Annotated in this window: 14 protein-coding genes, 1 rRNA gene and 1 pseudogene; 13 read left to right on the forward strand and 3 right to left on the reverse strand. The window is 71.2% G+C overall.

All coding sequences use genetic code 11. The features are described from left to right. The first annotated feature begins 156 nt into the window (after nt 1-156). The gene (locus AB0O67_RS07930) at nt 157-3870 is read left to right on the forward strand and encodes a glycosyltransferase (RefSeq protein ID WP_365447345.1); all 3714 of its coding nucleotides are present in this window, start codon (nt 157-159) and stop codon (nt 3868-3870) included. Further along, a complete protein-coding gene (locus AB0O67_RS07935; protein ID WP_365447347.1) occupies nt 3867-5327 on the forward strand; it encodes a DUF5719 family protein in 1461 nt (486 codons plus the stop codon). The genes AB0O67_RS07930 and AB0O67_RS07935 overlap by 4 nt, the downstream gene beginning before the upstream one ends. A 37-nt stretch (nt 5328-5364) precedes the next feature. Here the strand turns inward: AB0O67_RS07935 and AB0O67_RS07940 are convergent, their stop codons facing one another. Then, complete coding sequence (locus tag AB0O67_RS07940) at nt 5365-5814, reverse strand: metallopeptidase family protein (protein WP_365447372.1); 450 nt, start codon at nt 5812-5814, stop codon at nt 5365-5367. 294 nt (nt 5815-6108) lie between these two features. Here AB0O67_RS07940 and AB0O67_RS07945 point away from each other — a divergent pair, with 294 nt between their 5' ends. From AB0O67_RS07945 to AB0O67_RS07975, 7 genes are all read left to right on the forward strand, one after another. Next, a complete protein-coding gene (locus tag AB0O67_RS07945) occupies nt 6109-6531 on the forward strand; it encodes a DUF3499 domain-containing protein (protein ID WP_053760356.1) in 423 nt (140 codons plus the stop codon). A 153-nt stretch (nt 6532-6684) separates the two neighbouring features. After that, entirely contained in the window at nt 6685-8301 is a 1617-nt protein-coding gene (locus AB0O67_RS07950; RefSeq protein ID WP_365447374.1) for an L-lactate permease, read from the forward strand. 102 nt (nt 8302-8403) lie between these two features. Beyond that, a complete protein-coding gene (locus tag AB0O67_RS07955) occupies nt 8404-9768 on the forward strand; it encodes a phosphomannomutase/phosphoglucomutase (RefSeq protein ID WP_365447349.1) in 1365 nt (454 codons plus the stop codon). Between the two features lie 258 nt (nt 9769-10026). After that, on the forward strand, nt 10027-10197 hold the full coding sequence (locus AB0O67_RS07960) for a Trm112 family protein (protein WP_141360461.1): 171 nt from the start codon (nt 10027-10029) through the stop codon (nt 10195-10197). 92 nt (nt 10198-10289) lie between these two features. Continuing rightward, nucleotides 10290-11429 (forward strand): SIS domain-containing protein, encoded by a 1140-nt coding sequence (locus AB0O67_RS07965; protein ID WP_365447351.1) that lies wholly within the window; start codon nt 10290-10292, stop codon nt 11427-11429. Nucleotides 11430-11586: 157 nt separating this feature from the next. Further along, complete coding sequence (manA, locus tag AB0O67_RS07970) at nt 11587-12738, forward strand: mannose-6-phosphate isomerase, class I (RefSeq protein WP_365447353.1); 1152 nt, start codon at nt 11587-11589, stop codon at nt 12736-12738. A gap of 132 nt (nt 12739-12870) precedes the next feature. Beyond that, nucleotides 12871-13848 (forward strand): cation diffusion facilitator family transporter, encoded by a 978-nt coding sequence (locus AB0O67_RS07975; protein ID WP_365447355.1) that lies wholly within the window; start codon nt 12871-12873, stop codon nt 13846-13848. 331 nt (nt 13849-14179) lie between these two features. Here AB0O67_RS07975 and AB0O67_RS07980 read toward each other — a convergent pair. Beyond that, nucleotides 14180-14458, reverse strand: a pseudogene (locus tag AB0O67_RS07980) (PTS transporter subunit EIIC); the annotation flags it as partial. A gap of 255 nt (nt 14459-14713) precedes the next feature. Here AB0O67_RS07980 and ahcY point away from each other — a divergent pair. Both ahcY and AB0O67_RS07990 read left to right on the forward strand, forming a co-directional pair. Continuing rightward, nucleotides 14714-16171, forward strand: a complete 1458-nt coding sequence (ahcY, locus tag AB0O67_RS07985; RefSeq protein ID WP_365447357.1) for an adenosylhomocysteinase — start codon at nt 14714-14716, stop codon at nt 16169-16171. A gap of 172 nt (nt 16172-16343) precedes the next feature. Further along, nucleotides 16344-16958, forward strand: a complete 615-nt coding sequence (locus tag AB0O67_RS07990) for a hypothetical protein (protein ID WP_365447359.1) — start codon at nt 16344-16346, stop codon at nt 16956-16958. A gap of 30 nt (nt 16959-16988) precedes the next feature. Here the strand turns inward: AB0O67_RS07990 and AB0O67_RS07995 are convergent, their stop codons facing one another. Next, nucleotides 16989-18086, reverse strand: a complete 1098-nt coding sequence (locus AB0O67_RS07995; protein WP_365447361.1) for an RDD family protein — start codon at nt 18084-18086, stop codon at nt 16989-16991. Nucleotides 18087-18217: 131 nt separating this feature from the next. Between AB0O67_RS07995 and AB0O67_RS08000 the strand changes: the two genes are divergently transcribed. Both AB0O67_RS08000 and AB0O67_RS08005 read left to right on the forward strand, forming a co-directional pair. Then, nucleotides 18218-19225, forward strand: coding sequence for a stage II sporulation protein M (locus AB0O67_RS08000; protein ID WP_365447363.1), 1008 nt, complete (start codon nt 18218-18220; stop codon nt 19223-19225). A gap of 562 nt (nt 19226-19787) precedes the next feature. Continuing rightward, nucleotides 19788-20382 (forward strand): 16S ribosomal RNA (locus tag AB0O67_RS08005); the annotation flags it as partial.

The raw sequence follows: 20382 nt of genomic DNA on the forward strand, positions 1-20382 counted from the left end.
CATACGGGGCGAACGGCCCGTCGCGGGTGGGTTGTCCACAGGCGGCGGGCCGTCGTCATGGGCAGCCGATAGTGTGGGCGCTCGTCCGAGACACCCCGCCGCCCCCATACGGCACAGGTGTCCACCGCAGTCCACCGAACCGGGGCCCGTACCTCGATGTCCGTGCACAGCCACACGGCAGCCCATCACGATGCCGCTGCCACACCAGAGTTCCCGCGTCATGTGGTGACCGCGGTCCTCGTCTCCCACGACGGCGCCCGCTGGCTGCCCGACGCGCTCGCCGGGCTGCTCGGCCAGGAGCGGCCGGTTCAGTTCGCCATGGGCGCCGACACCGGCAGCGCCGACGACTCCGCGCAGCAGGTCACCGACGCGCTCGGCCCCGACCGCGTCCTGCACCTCGCCCGGCGCACCGGCTTCGGCCAGGCCGTCGAGGAGGTCAACCGCACGGCGCCGTTCCTCACCCCGGAGGAGCTGCCGTACCTGAAGCGGCCGAGCGGCTGGGACCCCGTCACGCGCACCTGGCGCGACGACGCCTACGACATGCCCGAGCTGCCGCACGGCGAGCCCGTGCAGTGGCTGTGGCTGCTGCACGACGACTGCGCACCCGAACCCGACGCGCTGGCCGAGCTGCTGCGGGTGGTGGAGAACGAACTCGAACTCGGCCGCGACGACGTGGCCGTCGTGGGCCCGAAGCTGCGCGGCTGGTACGACCGCAGGCAGCTCCTCGAAGTCGGCGTCAGCATCGCCAACTCCGGCCGCCGCTGGACCGGCCTGGACCGCCGCGAGCAGGACCAGGGCCAGCACGACCACGTACGGACCGTGCTGTCGGTGTCCACCGCCGGGATGCTGATCCGGCGTGATGTCTTCGACGAGCTCGGCGGATTCGACCGCCGGCTGCCGCTGATGCGTGACGACGTCGACCTGTGCTGGCGCGCCCAGGCCGCCGGGCACCGCGTCCTCATCGCCCCCGAGGCGGTCGTACGCCACGCCGAGGCGGCCTCCCGGGAGCGCCGCGCCGTCGACTGCGCGGGCCGCACCACCGCCTCCCCGCACAAGGTCGACAAGGCCGGCGCCGTCTACACCCTCCTCGTCAACGCCCGCTCGGCCACGCTGCCCTGGGTGCTGCTCCGCCTGGTCCTCGGCACCCTGCTGCGCACCGTCGCCTACCTCGTCGGCAAGGTGCCCGGGCAGGCGGTCGACGAGATCCGCGGCCTGATGGGCGTACTCCTGCGGCCCGAGCGGATCATCGCGGGCCGCCGTGGACGCGGCCGGCCGATGGTCGACAAGGGCGAGCTGCGCCCCCTCTTCCCGCCGCCCGGCGCGACGGTGCGGGCCACCGTCGAACAGGTGGCGAGCAGCGTCCTCGGCAGCTCCGACCCGGAGGTCACCTCCGGTGCCGGACGGCACGGCGGCGCGGTCGACTCCGGGCCCGGCGGCGACGACGCGGACTTCCTGGAGATCGAGCAGTTCGCCCGCCTCAAGCGCATCGCCCGCAACCCCGCACCGATGCTCTTCCTGGTCCTGCTGCTCGTCTCGCTGGCCGCCTGCCGCGAACTTTTCGGCGGCGGCTCCCTCGCGGGCGGCGCCCTGCTTCCCGCCCCCGCCGACTCCGGCGAGCTGTGGTCGCGCTACCTCGACTCCTGGCACCCGGTGGGCGCCGGCGGTGACGGCTCCGCGCCGCCGTACCTCGCGCTGGTCGCGATGCTGGCCTCCACGCTCTTCGGCTCCACGGGCCTCGCGGTCACGGTGCTGCTGGTCTGCTCGGTGCCGCTGGCCGGACTCACCGCGTACTTCGCCTCCCGCCCGCTCGTCGAGTCCCGGCTGCTGCGCGCCTGGGCCGCCGTCGCGTACGCCTTCCTGCCCGCCGCCACCGGCGCCCTCGCCGGTGGCCGGCTCGGCACCGCCGTCCTCGCCGTGCTGCTGCCGCTGCTCGCGCGCGCGGCCGTCGCGGCGAGCGGCCTCGCGAACACCTCCGGTGCGCGCGGCAGTTGGCGCGCCACCTGGGCCTACGCCCTGCTGCTGACGGTCACCACCGCGTTCACGCCGATCGTATGGCCCGTGGCGCTGATCCTCGGTGTCGGGCTGCTCGCCGTGCACCGCGGCGACATCGCCGCCTACGGGCTGCGCTTCCTGGCCCAGCTGGGCACGCCCCTGCTGGTGCTGGCGCCCTGGTCGCTGTCCCTGCTGCCGTTCGGCTTCTTCCGCGAGGCCGGCCTGGAGTACGGCGCCTCGGCCGCCTCCGCCCTCGACCTGCTCGGCGCCAGCCCGGGCGGGCCGGGCACGGTCAGCGGCCTGATGCTGATCGGCATCGTGCTGGCGGCGCTGGCCGCCCTGCTGCGCGGCGAGCGCCGGCGGGGCATCTGGTCGGCCTGGGCGGTCGCCCTGGTGGGCCTCGTCCTCGCGGTGCTGTCCAACGGCTCCGCCTGGGCCGGCCCCGCGACCCTCGTGTACGGCATCGCGCTTCTGGCGGCCGCCGTGATCGGCGCCGAGGGAGGGCGCACGCGCGTGGCCGAGCAGAGCTTCGGATGGCGCCAGCCGGTCGCCGCGCTGATCGCCTTCGCCTCGCTCGCGGGCCCGCTGCTCGTCGCCGCCGGCTGGATGATCCGCGGCGCCGACGGACCCGTGGAGCGTCGCGACCCGGTGCAGGTGCCCGCGTTCGTCGCCGAGGAGAGCGGCACGCGCGACCAGGCCCGCACCCTCGTCCTCGACAGCGACTCCGCCGCCCACGTCGGCTACACCCTGGTCCGCGGCTCCGGCGCCCGCCTCGGCGACGCCGAACTCGCCGCGGCCGACGGCGGCAACGCCGCGCTCGACAAGGTCGTCGCCAACCTCGTCGCCGGGTCCGGCGCAGACCAGGCCGACCAGCTCGGCGACTTCGCCGTGCGTTACGTCCTCGTGCACAAGGGCGCGCCCCGCGAGGTCAGCCGCGTCCTCGACGCCACGCCCGGCCTGAGCCGGCTCAGCCAGCAGGACGGCGGCGCCCTGTGGCGGGTCGACCGCCAGGTCGCGCGCGCGGTCGTCGTCCCGGCCTCCGGCTCGGGCGCCCCGCAGCCGGTCGCCGCCGGACCCGTCGAGATCCACACCGAGGTCCCGGCCGGCGGCGACGGCCGGATCCTGCGCCTCGCGGACGCCGCGTCCGACGGCTGGACGGCCACTCTCGACGGCAAGCCGCTGACCCGCACCACCGTCGACGGCTGGGCCCAGGGCTTCGCACTCCCCGCCGGTGGCGGCACCCTGGACGTCACCTACGACGACCCGATCGGCCACACCGCCTGGCTGTGGGCGCAGGGCTTCCTCGCCGTCGTCCTGGTCGTGCTGGCCCTGCCCGGGCGTCGCCGCGACGTCGACGACGACCTTCCCGAGGAGCCCGTGGTCCCCGCACAGGCCGTCGCCGGCGAGGGCCGCCGGGCCCGCCGTCTGCGCGCGCAGGCCGAGGCCGAAGAGGCCGCCCGGGACGAGGAGTTCCCGTCTCCGGCACCGGAGGACACCCCGGTGGCGGTCCCGCAGCAGCCCGCCTACGGCGAGTACGACACGGCCACCTACGCGGGCGCCGAGTACGGCACGTACGGCGGCGAGCAGTACCAGGGCGCCGGCCAGCAGTACCCCGCGGACGGCTACGGGCAGCCGTACCGGAACGAGCAGTACCAGAACGACCGATACCCGAACGATCAGTACCAGAACGACCAGTACCAGGCGGACCCCTACCAGGGCGGCCAGTACGACCCGTACGCGTACGGACAGCAGCAGCCGGGGGCGTACGAGCAGCCCTACGACCAGTACTCGCAGGGCTACGACCCGGCGTACGACCCGGCGCAGCAGCAGCACCCGCATGGCAGCGGCGACGAGCGCCCCGACGGGAGTCAGCAGTGAACCGCACCACCCTGTCCCTGATCGCCGGCGTTGGCGCGCTCGCCGCCGTCACCGGGTTCGCCACGCTCTCCGCCCCGGAGGCGACCGGCACGGACACCGCCCAGGCCGCGGCCCAGCTGCCGGTGGAGCGCTCAAGCCTGGCCTGCCCCGCGCCGAGCACCTCCGACCTCGCCGAGACGACGTACTCGTCCTTCACCCCGGTCACCGAGGGCACGGGAGGCGAGGGGAAGGGCGAGCTGCTGCCCGCCGGCGGCGGCAAGGACGAGAAGCCGGTGCTGAAGCCCAAGGAGCCCGGCTCGCCGGTCTCCGGGGACACCTCGGGGGGTGAGGCGCCCGCGCTGATCGGCACGGCGGAGGGGAAGTTCGCGCCCGGCTGGACCGTGCAGCAGACGACCGAGGTCGCGGCCGGCACCGGTCGCGGGCTGCTCGGGCTCAACTGCTCGGCCCCGGACACCGACTTCTGGTTCCCGGGGGCCAGTACGGCCGGCGGGCGGACCGACTACGCGCACCTGACCAACCCTGACGAATCCGCCGCCGTGGTGGACATCGAGCTGTACGGCAAGGACGGGGCGCTCCAGTCCACCGTGGGCGAGGGCATCACCGTCGCCCCCCGGTCCAGCGAGCCGATCCTGCTGTCGACGCTGACCGACGCCGAGGAGGCGGACCTCACGGTCCATGTGAACGTCCGCAGCGGGCGGGTCGGCGCCGCGGTGCAGGCGCTGGACGACAAGGCGGGCGGCGACTGGCTCTCGGCGGCCGCCGATCCGGCGGGGAGCCTGGTCGTCCCGGGGATCCCCAAGGACGCGACGGCGGTGCGCCTGATCGCGTTCACACCGGGCGACGCCGACGCGGACCTCAAGGTGCGCCTCGCCTCGCCGAACGGGCTGATCACCCCGGCCGGGAACGAGACCCTCCACGTGAAGTCGGGCATGACGACCGCCGTCGACCTCGGCGACGTGACGCGCGGCGAGCCCGGGTCCCTGGTCCTGACCCCCTCGGACCAGGCGGTGCCCGTGGTGGCCGCCGTGCAGGTGGTGCGCGGAAAGGGCGCCGCCCAGGAGACGGCGTACATCCCCGCCACGCGAGCCGTGGGCACGCGCGCGACGTCGGTCGGCAACACCGGGAAGGGCGTGACCCTGTCGCTGGTGGCGCCGGGGGAGTCGGCGCAGGTCAAGGTCACGGCGTCGGCGGGCACCGAGGGCGGCGGGACGGTGTCGAAGACGTTCGCGGTCAAGGCGGGCACGACGCAGGACGTCGAGGTACCGGTGCCGAGCGGCCTCAAGGGCACGTACGCACTGACGGTGGAGCGGGTTTCGGGAGGCCCGGTCCACGCGTCCCGGACCCTGGCCGCGACGCAGGACGGCGTCCCGGCGTTCACGGTCCAGACCCTGCCCGACGACCGGGGGACGGTGGCCGTGCCGGAGGCGGAGCAGGATCTGTCGGTGCTGCAGAAGTAGGCGCACGGGCAGCCCGGCAGGTGTCGTACCGGGCTGCTCAGTCCTCGCCGTAGCGCGGGTCCACCGTCTCCGGCGTCAGACCGAGCAGCTCGGCGACCTGTTCGACGACGACCTCGTGGACCAGTGCCGCCCGCTCGTCGCGGCCCTTGGTGCGGATCTCCACAGGGCGCCGGTAGACGACCACCCGCGCGGGACGCCCCTCACGCGCGGGAACGGTGCCCCCGAGCGGTACCGCCTCGTCGTTCCACGCCTGCCCGGGACCGTCCAGCCGCGGTACTTCGAGGACGAGGAAATCGATGTCGGCGAGCTGCGGCCAGCGCCGTTCCAGGCGCTCCACGGAGTCCTGCACCAGATCGGCGAACGCCTCGGCACGGCTCGCCGCGAGCGGCACCTGAGGGGGCGCGATCGGCCCGCGCATGCCCCTGCCGTGACGATCACGACGGCGGGGCCCGGGGACGGCGGCACGGGGCGGTACTCGGTTGTCCATCACTGGTGAAGGGTAGTCCTCGCGCGAGGCGCGTGCCGGACGTCCACGCTCCCTTCCCGCCCTGCGTCCGCCGCCGTACGGCATGTCGCCGGATGACCATTCCAGCCAAGATTGGGCTCGATTCCGTATCTCTCCGAGACCGGCGATCAGGAGTCAATTGACGGCGTTTATGTGGAGTGTTGACCGGTTTCATGGTCGTACGGGACCCTGCACATGTATGTCCACGCAGGTCAGCGGCGTGTGCCGGAAGGGGCCTGTGGGGCGTTTCACAACACGACACGGTGGAGTGACCTGGTGGAGAGTCGTCGCGGCCCGCTCAAGAGTGCGGTACCGTCCAACGTCGTGAGCCCTGTACGTCGCTGTTCGCGCACCGCTTGCGGCCGTCCCGCCGTAGCGACGCTGACGTACGTCTACGCCGACTCGACCGCGGTTCTCGGCCCGCTCGCCACCTACGCGGAACCCCACTGCTACGACCTGTGCGCCGAGCACTCCGAGCGTCTCACCGCCCCTCGCGGGTGGGAGGTCGTCCGGCTCCTCGACGGTTCCGCTCCCGCCCGTCCCAGCGGCGACGACCTGGAAGCGCTCGCCAACGCCGTGCGCGAGGCCGCCCGGCCCCAGGAGCGCGCGGCGCAGGCCGGCGGCGGTGGCCGTGCGGCGGACCCGATGGAGGTCGCGCGCCGCGGTCACCTGCGGGTTCTGCGCTCCCCCGACAACTGAGCGGTCGGTCAGTTCCCCTCGGTCCCCCCGCGGTCCCAGTCGCCTCATTTCGTTGAATGCTGCACACCCATTGACGCGTGCTTGTCGCGGACACGATCATTCCGTCACCCGTGAGAAATCGCTTTCCGCATGGCGGAATCCGGGGAGGCGCTCGTGTACGTCCAGGAACTGGCCCCCGTAGCCGGCTCACTAGGCCTGTCCGCCCTGGTGGCGGCCCTGCCTCTGGTGATCGTCCTGATCCTGCTCGGCGGTGTGCGCATGAAGGCCCATCTGGCGGGCCTCACAGGACTGTTGGCGGCCGTCCTGGTCGCCGCGCTCGCGTACGGCATGCCGATCGACCAGACGATCTCCAGCGCGGTCCACGGGGCGGTGTTCGGGATCTTCCCCATCCTGTGGATCGTCGTCAACGCCCTGTGGGTGTACCGGATGACGGTGCGGACCCGGCACTTCGACATCCTGCGTCGGTCGTTCGGGCGGCTCTCCGACGACCCGCGCATCCAGGCGCTCGTCGTCGCCTTCTGCTTCGGTGCCCTCCTGGAAGCGCTTGCCGGATTCGGTGCGCCGGTCGCGATCAGCGCGGTGATGCTGGTCGCCCTGGGCTTCGATCCGGTGAAGGCCGCGATCGTGGCGCTGGTCGCCAACACGGCGCCGGTGGCGTTCGGTGCGATGGGTACGCCGGTGGTGACGCTGGCTCAGGTCACGGGTCTGCCCCTGGAGGACGTGGCGTCCGTGGTGGGGCGGCAGACCCCGCTGCTGGCGCTCGTGGTGCCGCTGGTGCTGGTCGCTCTCGTGGACGGGAAGCGTGGCCTGCGGGAGACCTGGGTGCCGGCCATGGCGTGCGGAATCGCCTTCGCCGTCGCCCAGTTCGCCGCCTCGAACTACTTCTCCGCGCAACTCGCCGACATCGCAGCCGCCTTGGCGGGCGCGGGCGCCCTGGTCGCCGTACCGCAGTCGCGCAGGCCCGCCGCCGAAACGGTACGCGCGTCCGTGCTGACCGGCGCCCGCAGCGAGGAGCTCGACGAGGAGGACCCGCGCGCGGAGGTCGTGCGGGCGTACGCGCCGTACGCGCTCATCGTGGCCGTCTTCTCCGTGGCACAGATCCCGGTGGTCAAGGACTGGCTGGCCGGAGCCACACAGACCTACGACTGGCCCTTCCTGGACGTCCTCGACCCGGACGGTGAGCGGGTCGGCGGCAACGTGTTCACCTGGCCGATCGTCTCCACCGGTGGCACGCTCGTGCTGCTTGCGGGCATGCTCACGGCGGTCGTGATCGGGGTGCACGCGCGCGTGGCGGTCAAGGAGTGGCTCGCGACCGTGTACGAGCTGCGGTTCGCGATCCTCACGGTGACCTCCGTGCTGGCCCTCGCGTACGTCATGAACCTTTCCGGGCAGGCGGCCACCATCGGTCACTTCGTGGCGGCGGCCGGCGCCGGGCTGGCGTTCCTGTCGCCGGTCCTCGGCTGGTTCGGAGTCGCCGTGTCCGGGTCGGACACCTCGGCCAACGCCCTCTTCGGGGCGCTCCAGGTGACCGCCGCGCGCGAGTCGGGACTGTCGCCGGAACTGCTGGCCGCCGCCAACAGCTCGGGCGGTGTCCTCGGCAAGATGATCTCCCCGCAGAACCTGGCCATCGCCTGCGCCGCGGTCGGTCTCGCGGGCCGGGAGGGTGACCTGCTGCGCAAGGTGCTGCCGTGGAGCCTGGCGCTGTTGCTCGTGATGTGTCTGATTGTGGTCGGCCAGAGTTCACCGGTGCTCGGCTGGATGCTGCCCTGACCTCAGGGTTACGGCTGGGGGGCCAGATTCGGTCCACACCGTGCGTCGTCGGCCGGGGCGGGTAGTTTGGGGGTTCCGATAGGACTTCCAGGAGGGTTGGCCGTGGCTGTTGATCTGTCGCAGATCGTGAAGGCTTATGACGTGCGCGGCGTCGTCCCCGACCAGTGGGACGAGTCGCTGGCCGAGCTCTTCGGAGCGGCCTTCGCCCAGGTGACCGATGCCGACGCGATCGTGATCGGGCACGACATGCGGCCCTCGTCCCCGGGACTGTCCCGCGCCTTCGCGCGCGGGGCGGCGCTGCGCGGCGTCGACGTCACCGAGATCGGCCTCTGCTCCACCGACCAGCTGTACTACGCCTCGGGCGCGCTGAACCTGCCGGGCGCCATGTTCACGGCCTCGCACAACCCGGCCAAGTACAACGGCATCAAGATGTGCCGTGCGGGCGCCGCCCCGGTCGGCCAGGACACCGGCCTCGCCGAGATCCGTGAACTCGTCGAGCGGTGGAGCGAGTCGGGCGCTCCCGAGCCCGTCGCACGGCGGGGAACCATCACGCAGCGCGACACGTTGGAGGACTACGCGGTCCACCTGCGCTCGCTCGTCGACCTGACCTCCATTCGCCCCCTGAAGGTCGTCGTCGACGCGGGCAACGGCATGGGCGGTCACACGGTCCCCACGGTCTTCGAAGGCCTGCCCCTGGACCTCGTGCCGATGTACTTCGAGCTGGACGGCACGTTCCCCAACCACGAGGCGAACCCGCTGGATCCGGCCAACATCGTCGACCTCCAGGAGCGGGTGCGCACCGAGGACGCCGACCTCGGCATCGCCTTCGACGGCGACGCCGACCGCTGCTTCGTCGTCGACGAGAACGGCGACCCGGTCTCGCCGTCCGCGGTCACCGCCCTGGTCGCCGCGCGCGAGCTGGCCAAGCACGGCGGCGAGGGCATCGTCATCCACAACCTGATCACGTCGTGGACGGTCCCGGAGGTCGTGAAGGAGAACGGTGGCACGCCGATCCGCACGCGAGTGGGCCACTCCTTCATCAAGGCCGAGATGGCCCGCACCGGCGCGATCTTCGGCGGCGAACACTCCGCGCACTACTACTTCCGCGACTTCTGGAACGCCGACACGGGCATGCTGGCCGCCCTGCACGTCCTCGCGGCCCTCGGCGGCCAGAAGGGCACGCTCTCGGCGCTGGTCGCCGAGTACGACCGCTACGCGGGCTCGGGCGAGATCAACTCCACCGTGGACGACCAGCAGGGCCGCCTCGCCGCGCTCAAGTCCGCCTTCGAGGGCCGCGAGGGCGTCACCCTCGACGAACTCGACGGCCTCACGGTCACGGCCGCCGACTGGTGGTTCAACGTCCGCCCGTCCAACACCGAGCCGCTGCTGCGCCTGAACGCGGAGGCGCGCGACGAGGCGACGATGGTGCGGGTGCGGGACGAGGCGCTGGCGATCATCCGGGGGTGAGCGAAGCCGGGGTGAGGCGGCTGGGTGAGGCGGCTGGGGTGAGGGGGCCGGTGTGGGTGGGGCCCAGGGTGACGGGGTCTCGGGTGGTGAGTGGACCGGGGGCCGCGTCCCCGGTCACCGGCCCGGCCCCCAAACCCCCGCGACCATGCCCCCCAACCCCCCACACCCCCGCCCGCACGGCGGTACCCTGACCAGGCACATCCGCACAACCACACGTACCCGAACCGGTACCCGCAACCCGCCCCGAAGGGACCCCACATGCCGCTCGAAGCCGGCCTCCTGGAGATCCTCGCCTGCCCGGCCTGTCACGCCCCCCTCAAGGAGCAGGACACCGAGCTGGTCTGCACCGGCCAGGACTGCGGCCTGGCGTACCCCGTCCGCGACGGCATCCCCGTCCTCCTCGTCGACGAGGCCCGCCGCCCGGCGTAACGCCCGTAGACGTCCGCGCAGACCGGGCCCGCCCCAAGGAGGGGCCCGCCGCCCGCACAACCGCCGACCCCGGCGTTCGGAGGCTGCCGCCCATGCTCGACGAATCGCTGCTCGACTCCCCGGAGGGCCTCGCAGAGGCCGACCAGCGCGGCCTGCTGCGCGGCGCCGCCGAGTCCGGTGCCCGAGTCCGCACCGCCGCCCGGCTCGCCGTCGAGGCCGGAGTGGGCGAGCTGAAACCCGACGGCCGCCCCCGCGCCGTCCTCATCGCCGGCCCCGGCGCCGCCGCCACCCACGCCGCCGACTTCCTCGGCACGCTGGCAGGCCCGGGCAGCCCGGTCATCCGCCTCGCCCCGACCGGCGTCGCCCCCGTCGCGGGCGCGCTGCGCTGGGAGCTCCCGGGCTGGGCCGGCTCCGTCGACCTGCTCCTGATCGCCACCCCGGACGGCACGGAACCGGGCCTGTCCCTGCTGGCCGAGCAGGCCTACCGACGCGGCTCCACCGTCGCCGCCGTCGCCCCGGCCGGCACCCCGCTCGCCGAGGCCGTCGGGGGCGCCCACGGCCTCTTCGTACCGATGGCGACCGCCCCGTACGAGCAGGACGAGAGGGACGAGCAGCCGCTCGCCGCGTCCGCCCCCGGCGTCCTGTGGGCGCTGCTCACCCCGTTGCTGGCGCTGCTGGACCGGATCGGCCTGCTCACCGCGCCGCCGGACGCGCTGGAGAAGGTCGCCGACCGCCTCGACGAGATCGCCGAACGGTGCGGGCCAGCCATCGAGGCGTACAGCAACGCCGCCAAGACCCTCGCCGGCGAGCTCGCCGACGCGCTTCCGGTGATCTGGACGGAGGGCGCCTCGGCCGGTCCCGCGGGCCGCCGTTTCGCCGCCGCTCTCGGGGAACTGGCCGGCCGGCCCGCCGTCATGGCCGAACTCCCCGAGGCGCTCGCCGCGCACAGCGCCCTGCTGGCCGGCCGGCTCGCCGCCAGCGCCGACCCCGATGACTTCTTCCGCGACCGTGTGGAGGAGCCGCCCGCGCTGCACGCGCACGTGGTGCTGCTTCGCGACCGCCCGATCGGCGGCCTCACCGCCGCCCCCGCCGCCCGCGAGCTGGCCCTCAGCCACGACACGCCGATCAGCGAGCTGGAGCCCGAACCCGGCGGCGAACTGGAGACCCTCTCCGAACTGATCGCCGTCACGGATTTCGCCGCCGTTTACCTGGCGCTCGCCTCGAGGGCCTGATCTGGCTCGGAACGCCCCGATCTCCGTACGCGCGGAGAACCGGCGCCCGTACGCGAAGAAGACCGAAGGCGTACGGACGACGTGCGAACGACGTACGAACCAGGTACGCCGTTCGTGCGCCCGTCCGCCGCGCAGCTGACCCGGCAGAGAGAATCGAATGGACCGCCTCGACAACACCGTCCGCCCCTACGCCTGGGGTTCCACCACCGCGATCCCGCAGCTGCTCGGCGTCGAGCCGACCGGCGAACCGCAGGCGGAGATGTGGATGGGGGCCCACCCGGGCGCACCCTCGCGCACCGACCGCGGCACGCTCGTCGACCTCATCGCGGCCGGCCCCGAGAAGGAACTGGGCGCGGCCACCGTGGCCAAGTTCGGCCCCGGACTCCCCTTCCTCCTCAAGATCCTCGCCGCGGGCGCCCCGCTCTCCCTCCAGGTGCACCCCAACCTGACCCAGGCGAAGGAGGGTTACGAGGAGGAGGAACGCCGGGGCGTCCCCGTGGACGCCCCGCACCGCAACTACAAGGACGCCAACCACAAGCCGGAACTGATCTGCGCGCTCACCGAGTTCGACGGACTGTGCGGCTTCCGCGACCCGCACCGGACCGCCGACCTCCTCGCTGGCCTCGGCGTCGACTCCCTCAAGCCGTACGTCGATCTGCTGCGCGCCCACCCCGAGGAGGCGGCGCTGCGCGAGGTCCTCACCGCCGTTCTCACCGCGGACCCCGAGGAGATGGCCCGCACGGTCGCGGAGACCACCGCCGCCTGCGCCCGCCTCGGCGGCGACTACACCCCGTACGCCGGTCTCGCCCACCACTATCCGGGCGACCCCGGCGTGATCGCCGCGATGCTGCTCAACCACGTCCGCCTGCAGCCCGGTGAGGCCCTGTACCTCGGCGCCGGCATCCCGCACGCCTACCTCAGCGGTCTCGGCGTCGAGATCATGGCCAACTCAGACAACGTGCTGCGCTGCGGTCTGACCCCCAAGCACATCGACGTCCCCGAACTCCTGCGCGTCGTCCGCTTCGAGGCGAACGACGCGGGCGTGCTGCGACCGGAGGCGTCCCCGGACGGCGAGGAGGTCTACGACACCCCGATCGACGAGTTCCGGCTGTCCCGCTACGTCCTCTCCGAGGGCGGCGCCCCCCGCGACCTCACCCGCCCGACCCCGCAGATCCTGCTCTGCACCGCGGGTTCGGTCCGGGCGGGCGAGCACGAACTGACGCCGGGCCGCTCCGTCTTCGCAGCGGCCGGTGAAAAGGCCGAAGTGTCCGGTACGGGAACGCTCTTCCGGGCGACCGTGGTGGCCTGATTCCACGGGTGTGCTGACCTGGCGCGCCCCTGCCGGGCAGGGCTGCAACAATGGCCCACCGGCAAAGGACCGGCAAAGCCCGTGAGCGGGCCAGGCCCCGGTGGACGGCGTACGAAGGGACAACGCGAACACATGAGCGCGTCAGGCGGCACCAAGGCGATCGTGGCGGCACTGCTCGCCAATCTCTCGATCGCGGTAGCGAAGTTCGTTGCGTTCCTCTTCAGTGGCTCGTCGTCGATGCTGGCCGAGTCGGTGCACTCGCTCGCCGACTCCGGCAACCAGGGCCTGCTGCTCCTCGGCGGCAAGAAGGCCCAGCGCGAGGCGACCCCGCAACACCCGTTCGGCTACGGCCGCGAGCGCTACATCTACGCCTTCCTCGTCTCGATCGTGCTCTTCTCGGTCGGTGGCATGTTCGCCATCTACGAGGGCTACGAGAAGATCAAGCACCCGCACGAGATCGAGCACTGGTACTGGCCGGTGGGCGTGCTGGTCTTCGCGATCATCGCCGAGACCTTCTCCTTCCGGACGGCCATCAAGGAGTCCAACGTCCTGCGTGGCCGCAAGTCCTGGAAGGAGTTCGTCCGGCACGCCAAGGCGCCCGAGCTGCCGGTCGTTCTCCTGGAGGACCTCGGCGCCCTGGTCGGCCTGATCCTGGCCCTCGGCGGCGTCGGCCTCGCCCTGCTCACCGGCGACGGCGTCTGGGACGGCATCGGCACCCTGTGCATCGGCGTCCTGCTCATCCTGATCGCGCTGGTTTTGGCCGCCGAGACCAAGTCGCTGCTGCTCGGCGAGGCGGCCGGCGTCGAGGACGTCAGGAAGATCGAGGACTCGATCGTCGACGGCAGCACCGTCACCGGCATCATCCACATGCGCACGCTGCATCTCGGCCCCGAGGAGGTCCTGGTCGCCGCCAAGATCGCCGTGCGCCACGACAACACGGCCGGCGAGGTCGCCGCCGCCATCGACGCCGCGGAGACCCGCATCCGTGAGGCCGTCCCGATCGCCCGCGTCATCTACCTGGAGCCCGACATCTACAGCGAGTCGGAAGCGGCCAAGGGCCCGGACGAGGAAGCCTCACCGGGTGGCCCGAGCCAGACCACGGGGCACTGATCTCCCTCCCCTCTCCCACGCCGGGGCCCGCCGAGTCGTTCGGCGGGCCCCCGGCCGGTCGTGAGCCCCGGCGGACCCGGCCCGGCTACCCGACCTCGCGCAGAACGCCCAGCACCGCGCCCTCGTGCGCCGCCGCCAGCAACCGCTCACGGAACCCGGCCCCATCAACTTCCGCGACAGCAGCGCCAGGACCGCAGATGCTCGTCCCCTGCGGCAGCCTCCGGTACGGCGATCATGAACACGAGCCTTGCCTTCGTACCGTCGGGCCGTCCGGCGAACCCCACTCCACGCCCTGGTCCGACCGTGCGAAACCCACGACCGGCGCGGTCACCGCCCCCGCCTTGGAGTCGTACAGCTCACCGGTGTTGGCTATCCAACCGCCGATCATGCCGGGCACCAGCGCCGGCCGGTCGCCGATCGCGTAGGCGATGTAGCCGGAGAGGATCGGCACCATCAGCGTGAAGCCGATGACACCCATGTTGTTCATGTCCATCCAGAAGGATTCCTTCGGGATGACCAGATCGCCGGACGGATCCGTGTGCCCGCCCAGCGAGATCGCGATCAGCAACCCGCCGACCACCACGAACGGGATCATGTAACTGACCCCGTTGCCGTGTTCGGCGCGAATTGTTCGCAGGCGGACTGGGGACGGCTGGGCCGCCCGGTGTAGCTTGGGACGGAGTCAGACGTCGCTGCTGATGGCGGTCGGGCGGTCCCCAGCGGACCGGCCGAGGGAGAGAGGGCCTCCGACGGACTGCGCTGCGCGCACGCGGGCGTGCCCGTGTGCTCTTCGGGCACCCCTGTGTCCGCCGCCGCGCAGATCAGCCGTACCCACCTCGACCCAAACCACCGAGGAGCAGCCCGCATGACCACTGTCGAGAACCGACAGGACTTCAAGGTCGCCGACCTCTCCCTGGCCGAGTTCGGCCGCAAGGAGATCACTCTCGCCGAGCACGAGATGCCGGGCCTGATGGCGATCCGCAAGGAGTACGCCCAAGCGCAGCCCCTGAAGGGCGCCCGCATCACCGGCTCCCTGCACATGACCGTGCAGACCGCCGTGCTCATCGAGACCCTGGCCGCCCTGGGCGCGCAGGTCCGCTGGGCGTCCTGCAACATCTTCTCGACCCAGGACCACGCGGCCGCCGCCATCGCCGTCGGCCCGAACGGCACGCCCGACAACCCCCAGGGCATCCCGGTCTTCGCCTGGAAGGGCGAGACCCTGGAGGAGTACTGGTGGTGCACGGAGCAGGCTCTGACCTGGCCGAACACCCCCACCGGCGGCCCGAACATGATCCTGGACGACGGCGGCGACGCCACCCTCCTGGTGCACAAGGGCGTCGAGTACGAGAAGGACGGCAAGGTCCCCTCGCCCGACACCGCCGAGTCCGACGAGCACCGCGTCATCCTCGAACTGCTCACCCGCACCATGGGTGAGAGCCCGCAGAAGTGGACCCAGCTGGCGTCCGAGATCCGCGGCGTGACCGAGGAGACCACGACCGGTGTCCACCGTCTCTACGAGATGCACCGCGACGGCACCCTCCTGTTCCCGGCGATCAACGTCAACGACGCAGTCACCAAGTCGAAGTTCGACAACAAGTACGGCTGCCGCCACTCCCTGATCGACGGCATCAACCGCGCGACGGACGTGCTCATCGGCGGCAAGACCGCCGTCGTCTGCGGCTACGGCGACGTGGGCAAGGGCTGCGCGGAGTCCCTGCGCGGCCAGGGCGCCCGCGTGATCATCACCGAGATCGACCCGATCTGCGCCCTGCAGGCGGCGATGGATGGCTACCAGGTGACGACGCTGGACGAGGTCGTCGACAAGGCCGACATCTTCGTCACCACGACGGGCAACAAGGACATCATCATGGCCGCGGACATGGCCAAGATGAAGCACCAGGCGATCGTCGGCAACATCGGCCACTTCGACAACGAGATCGACATGGCCGGCCTCGCCAAGATCCCCGGCATCGTCAAGGACGAGGTCAAGCCGCAGGTCCACACCTGGACCTTCGCCGACGGCAAGGTGCTCATCGTCCTCTCCGAGGGCCGCCTGCTGAACCTGGGCAACGCGACCGGCCACCCGTCGTTCGTGATGTCCAACTCCTTCGCGGACCAGACCCTGGCCCAGATCGAGCTGTTCACCAAGCCCGACGAGTACCCGACCGACGTCTACGTGCTGCCCAAGCACCTCGACGAGAAGGTCGCCCGTCTCCACCTCGACGCGCTCGGCGTGAAGCTGACCACGCTCCGCCCCGAGCAGGCCGAGTACATCGGCGTCGACGTCCAGGGCCCGTACAAGCCGGACCACTACCGCTACTGAGTCCGCAGCCGGCCACTGAGCTGCCCGCCCGTGCACTGACGCGCAGCTCAGCAGCAGGTCCTCGGAGACAGGCCCCCGCACCCCCGTGCCGGGGGCCTGTCCCTTTGGCCGTGCAGGCCGTCACCGACTGGTCGCGGCCAACCTGACCAGCCCGTCACACCCCAGGACCCTCATGCCCCGCGGCCGCTATTCGCTCCACGACCCGCACGATCACACCCCCCTCGCGGAAGAGCACTTCCACTGCGCCCCCGGCCCGTCCGGCTGGCGCTATGTCTCCCAGCTGACCGCCCCCTCGGGCGATCACCGCGGCTCCGTCGACCTCGCCCTCGACGAACTCGGCCGCCCGATCCGTCTCGAACTCCACGCGGCGGGCTGGCAGGTGCGTGGCGCTGCTCTTGACGGCGTCACCTGGGTCCGCACCGACCCCACCGGCACCGATGCCACGGAAGGCAACGTGGGCGCCCACGCCTTCACCGGCACCTCCCCCGCGTTCCTCATCGCCACCACCCGTCTGCTGCGCCTCACCCCTTCCGGCTCCGCGACCCGCGTACGCCTGGTCGCCTTCACGGATCCGGTCCTCGCTCCGCGCACCGTGGACCAGTCCTGGGCTCTGCTGAAAAGAGAAGCACACGGCACTGACAACGGCCCTCTGACCGTGGAGGAGTACCAGGTCACAGCCCTGGACACGGGCGAGCAGCACGTCGTCCACATCGCCGGGGACGTGGTCCTCGCCGCGCCCGGCATCGAGCTGGAGGACCTGGAGTCGCCGCCGTCCGTCTTTCCTTGAGCGGCGGTTGCCGGGGGTGTGTCGACTGGCTTACGCGGGCGGCGCGAAGCCGGTCGATGGACGATCCGTATCTGTCGGCTCGGCGGCCGGGCCGCCCTGCCCGTCCTGCCCCACCGGAGCGGCCTGTGGTGTCTGCACCGGGGCTTCGGGACGGCGTTCGTGCTGCGCGGCATCGTGTGCCGCCTGTGGCGCGGCGAACTGCCCGGCGGGTGGCGTGGGAGCGAGCGTGGGATAGGCGGGGTGGGAGGGATAAGTGGACTGGGAGGGCTGAAAGGGGTCGGCGGGATAGGTGGAGTGGTGGAAGGGGTGGGCGGGATACGCGCCCGGCCCTGCACCGCCCCCGTACTGCCCCTCACCTCCGGGCCCATGGACACCGACTGCGTTCGACTGGGCCCGCCGGATCTCCCGTGCCTGCCGCTCCTGCACCACCGCGGCCAGATAGGCGGCCGGCGGTATCCCCTGCGGCATCGGAGTCCCCGTGCGCTCCGCGAGGTCGGCGGCGAGCCGTTCGGCCATGGCCCCGCCGACTTGGGGGTCCAGCTGCTGCATGCGCGTGAGGTACTGCCGTATCGCTAGCCACAGCCCGTCAGGGACCGCCGACAGATCGAGTCCCGAAAAGCGCCCGGCCAGCCAGGGCGGCGGAGGCGGAACGAAACGCGCACGTGCAGTGGGAATCCGTTCCCGCACGACGAGAGTCCCGGCGAACACATCCCCGAGCCGGCGCCCGCGTTCCGACACGAGCGAAGCGATGCAGGCGATGACCCCCAGCGTCAGCAGGATCTCGACGACGCCGATCGCACCTCGCACCAGTGCGTGCCGGAAGCGGATCGGCCCGCCGTCGTCGCGCACCACGCGCAGACCCAGCGCCATCTTCCCCAATGACCGCCCGTGACTGAGCGTCTCCACGGCGATCGGCGCGCCCACCAGGACCAGCAGAAACGTCGCGATGGACACCGCGATCCGTGCGGCTTCGTCAAGCGAGGCCGTGGAGATCACCAGGACCACGCTCACGATCACGTACGCGGCAAAGGCCACGACCAGATCGAGCAGGACGGCCAGCGCCCTGCTGGGCAGCCTCGCAGGGCGCAACTCCAGCGCCACCGCCTCGCCCGTCACCAGCTCACTCACGCCCGCCGTCCTTCCCCTGGCCTGCCCCCGGAACGGCCAGTCTGCCAAGCTGAGGGCATCGAGCATCGCAGTACGACAAGCTGATACTCGCGACGGGCCCGCCGACAAGCAGCCGAGGAGCAGGTAGACCGATGGACCTCGACGTCTTCGTCTCCGCCCACCGAGCGGAATGGGACCGCCTTGAGGACCTGCTCCGGCGCCAGCGCCGTCTCTCCGGCGCCGAGACGGACGAACTCGTCGCGCTCTATCAGCGCACTGCCACCCATCTTTCCCTGATCCAGTCCAGTGCACCCGAGCCGCAGCTGACCGGTCGCCTCAGCCAACTGGTCGCACGCGCGCGGAGTGCCGTGACAGGTACGCGACGGGCCTCCTGGCGCGATGTCACCCGCTTCCTCGCCCACGGCTTCCCCGCCGCCGTCTACCGAGCGCGCCACTGGTGGGTCCCCACCGCACTCCTGTCGACGCTTGTCGCGGCGCTCCTCGGCTGGTGGATCGGCGTGCATCCCGAAGTCCAGGCCACCATCGCGGCGCCCAGCGAACTGCGCGAGCTCACCCGCCCCGGCGGCCAGTACGAGAGCTACTACTCCTCCCACCCGGCAGCGTCCTTCGCGGCCCGTGTCTGGACGAACAACGCCCAGGCCGCCGCCATGTGCCTGGTGTTCGGCGTCTTCCTTGGCATCCCCGTCCTCTGGATCCTGTTCCAGAACATGCTCAACCTCGGCATCGGCTTCGGCCTGATGTCCTCGGCAGGTCGACTCGACACCTTCCTCGGCCTGGTCCTCCCGCACGGCTTGCTGGAACTGACCGCGGTCTTCGTGGCCGCCGGCACAGGACTACGCCTCGGCTGGACAGTGATCGACCCAGGGCCACGCTCGCGGAGGAAGGCCCTCGCCGAGGAGGGCCGAGCCGCCGTGGGCATGGCGATCGGCCTTGCCCTGGTCCTCTTCGTCGCCGGCGCCATCGAAGGCTTCGTCACCCCGTCGGGCCTGCCGACCTGGGCTCGCATCGGCATCGGTGTCGTCGCCGAGGTCGCCTTCCTCGCATACGTCTACGTACTCGGCCGGCGTGCCGCCGAGACCGGCGAAACGGGTGACGTGGACGCGGCCGAGCAGAGCGCCACGGTGCCGACAGCCGCCTGATGTGCGGACAGGCCCGCCGGACTGCTAGTCTCCTCTTCGCCCCACAGGAGCCGTTGACACGGAGCAGGTGGGGAGGTAGATTCAAACAGTTGCCTGGACTGGAGACGATCCGGTCGGCACTTTGAGAACCTACTTGCTTCTTGGAACACCAGCTTCGAGAAGCTCCTCCCGATTAATCGGAATGGATGGCCGGTAAGTCCGGCTCGAAACTTCTGATAAAGTCGGACCCGCCGGAAAGGAAAGCGCGAAAGCGCAAACCTGGAAAGCGCCGAGGAAATCGGGTCGAGAAAAGATCTGATAGAGTCGGAAACGCAAGACCGAAGGGAAGCGCCCGGAGGAAAGCCGCGAGAGAGATTCTCGGGTGAGTACAAAGGAAGCGTCCGTTCCTTGAGAACTCAACAGCGTGCCAAAAGTCAACGCCAGATATGTTGATACCCCGTCTCCAGCATCAGCTGGGGCGAGGTTCCTTTGAAGAAAAACACAGCGAGGACGCTGTGAACGGCCGGGCTTATTCCGCCTGGCTGTTCCGCTCTCGTGGTGTCGTCCCGATTACGGGAAAACATTCACGGAGAGTTTGATCCTGGCTCAGGACGAACGCTGGCGGCGTGCTTAACACATGCAAGTCGAACGATGAACCACTTCGGTGGGGATTAGTGGCGAACGGGTGAGTAACACGTGGGCAATCTGCCCTTCACTCTGGGACAAGCCCTGGAAACGGGGTCTAATACCGGATAACACTTCCACTCTCCTGGGTGGAGGTTAAAAGCTCCGGCGGTGAAGGATGAGCCCGCGGCCTATCAGCTTGTTGGTGAGGTAACGGCTCACCAAGGCGACGACGGGTAGCCGGCCTGAGAGGGCGACCGGCCACACTGGGACTGAGACACGGCCCAGACTCCTACGGGAGGCAGCAGTGGGGAATATTGCACAATGGGCGAAAGCCTGATGCAGCGACGCCGCGTGAGGGATGACGGCCTTCGGGTTGTAAACCTCTTTCAGCAGGGAAGAAGCGAAAGTGACGGTACCTGCAGAAGAAGCGCCGGCTAACTACGTGCCAGCAGCCGCGGTAATACGTAGGGCGCAAGCGTTGTCCGGAATTATTGGGCGTAAAGAGCTCGTAGGCGGCTTGTCACGTCGGGTGTGAAAGACCGGGGCTTAAC

This window comes from Streptomyces sp. NPDC086077 (genome assembly GCF_040686175.1).
GTDB lineage: Bacteria > Actinomycetota > Actinomycetes > Streptomycetales > Streptomycetaceae > Streptomyces.

Coding starts and splice junctions, on each gene's coding strand:
- AB0O67_RS07990 (WP_365447359.1), top strand. CDS start 16,344: ATGCCCCGCGGCCGCTATTCGCTCCACGACCCGCACGATCACACCCCC.
- AB0O67_RS07940 (WP_365447372.1), bottom strand. CDS start 5,814: ATGGACAACCGAGTACCGCCCCGTGCCGCCGTCCCCGGGCCCCGCCGT.
- AB0O67_RS07965 (WP_365447351.1), top strand. CDS start 10,290: ATGCTCGACGAATCGCTGCTCGACTCCCCGGAGGGCCTCGCAGAGGCC.
- manA (WP_365447353.1), top strand. CDS start 11,587: ATGGACCGCCTCGACAACACCGTCCGCCCCTACGCCTGGGGTTCCACC.
- AB0O67_RS07975 (WP_365447355.1), top strand. CDS start 12,871: ATGAGCGCGTCAGGCGGCACCAAGGCGATCGTGGCGGCACTGCTCGCC.
- AB0O67_RS08000 (WP_365447363.1), top strand. CDS start 18,218: ATGGACCTCGACGTCTTCGTCTCCGCCCACCGAGCGGAATGGGACCGC.
- ahcY (WP_365447357.1), top strand. CDS start 14,714: ATGACCACTGTCGAGAACCGACAGGACTTCAAGGTCGCCGACCTCTCC.
- AB0O67_RS07960 (WP_141360461.1), top strand. CDS start 10,027: ATGCCGCTCGAAGCCGGCCTCCTGGAGATCCTCGCCTGCCCGGCCTGT.
- AB0O67_RS07930 (WP_365447345.1), top strand. CDS start 157: ATGTCCGTGCACAGCCACACGGCAGCCCATCACGATGCCGCTGCCACA.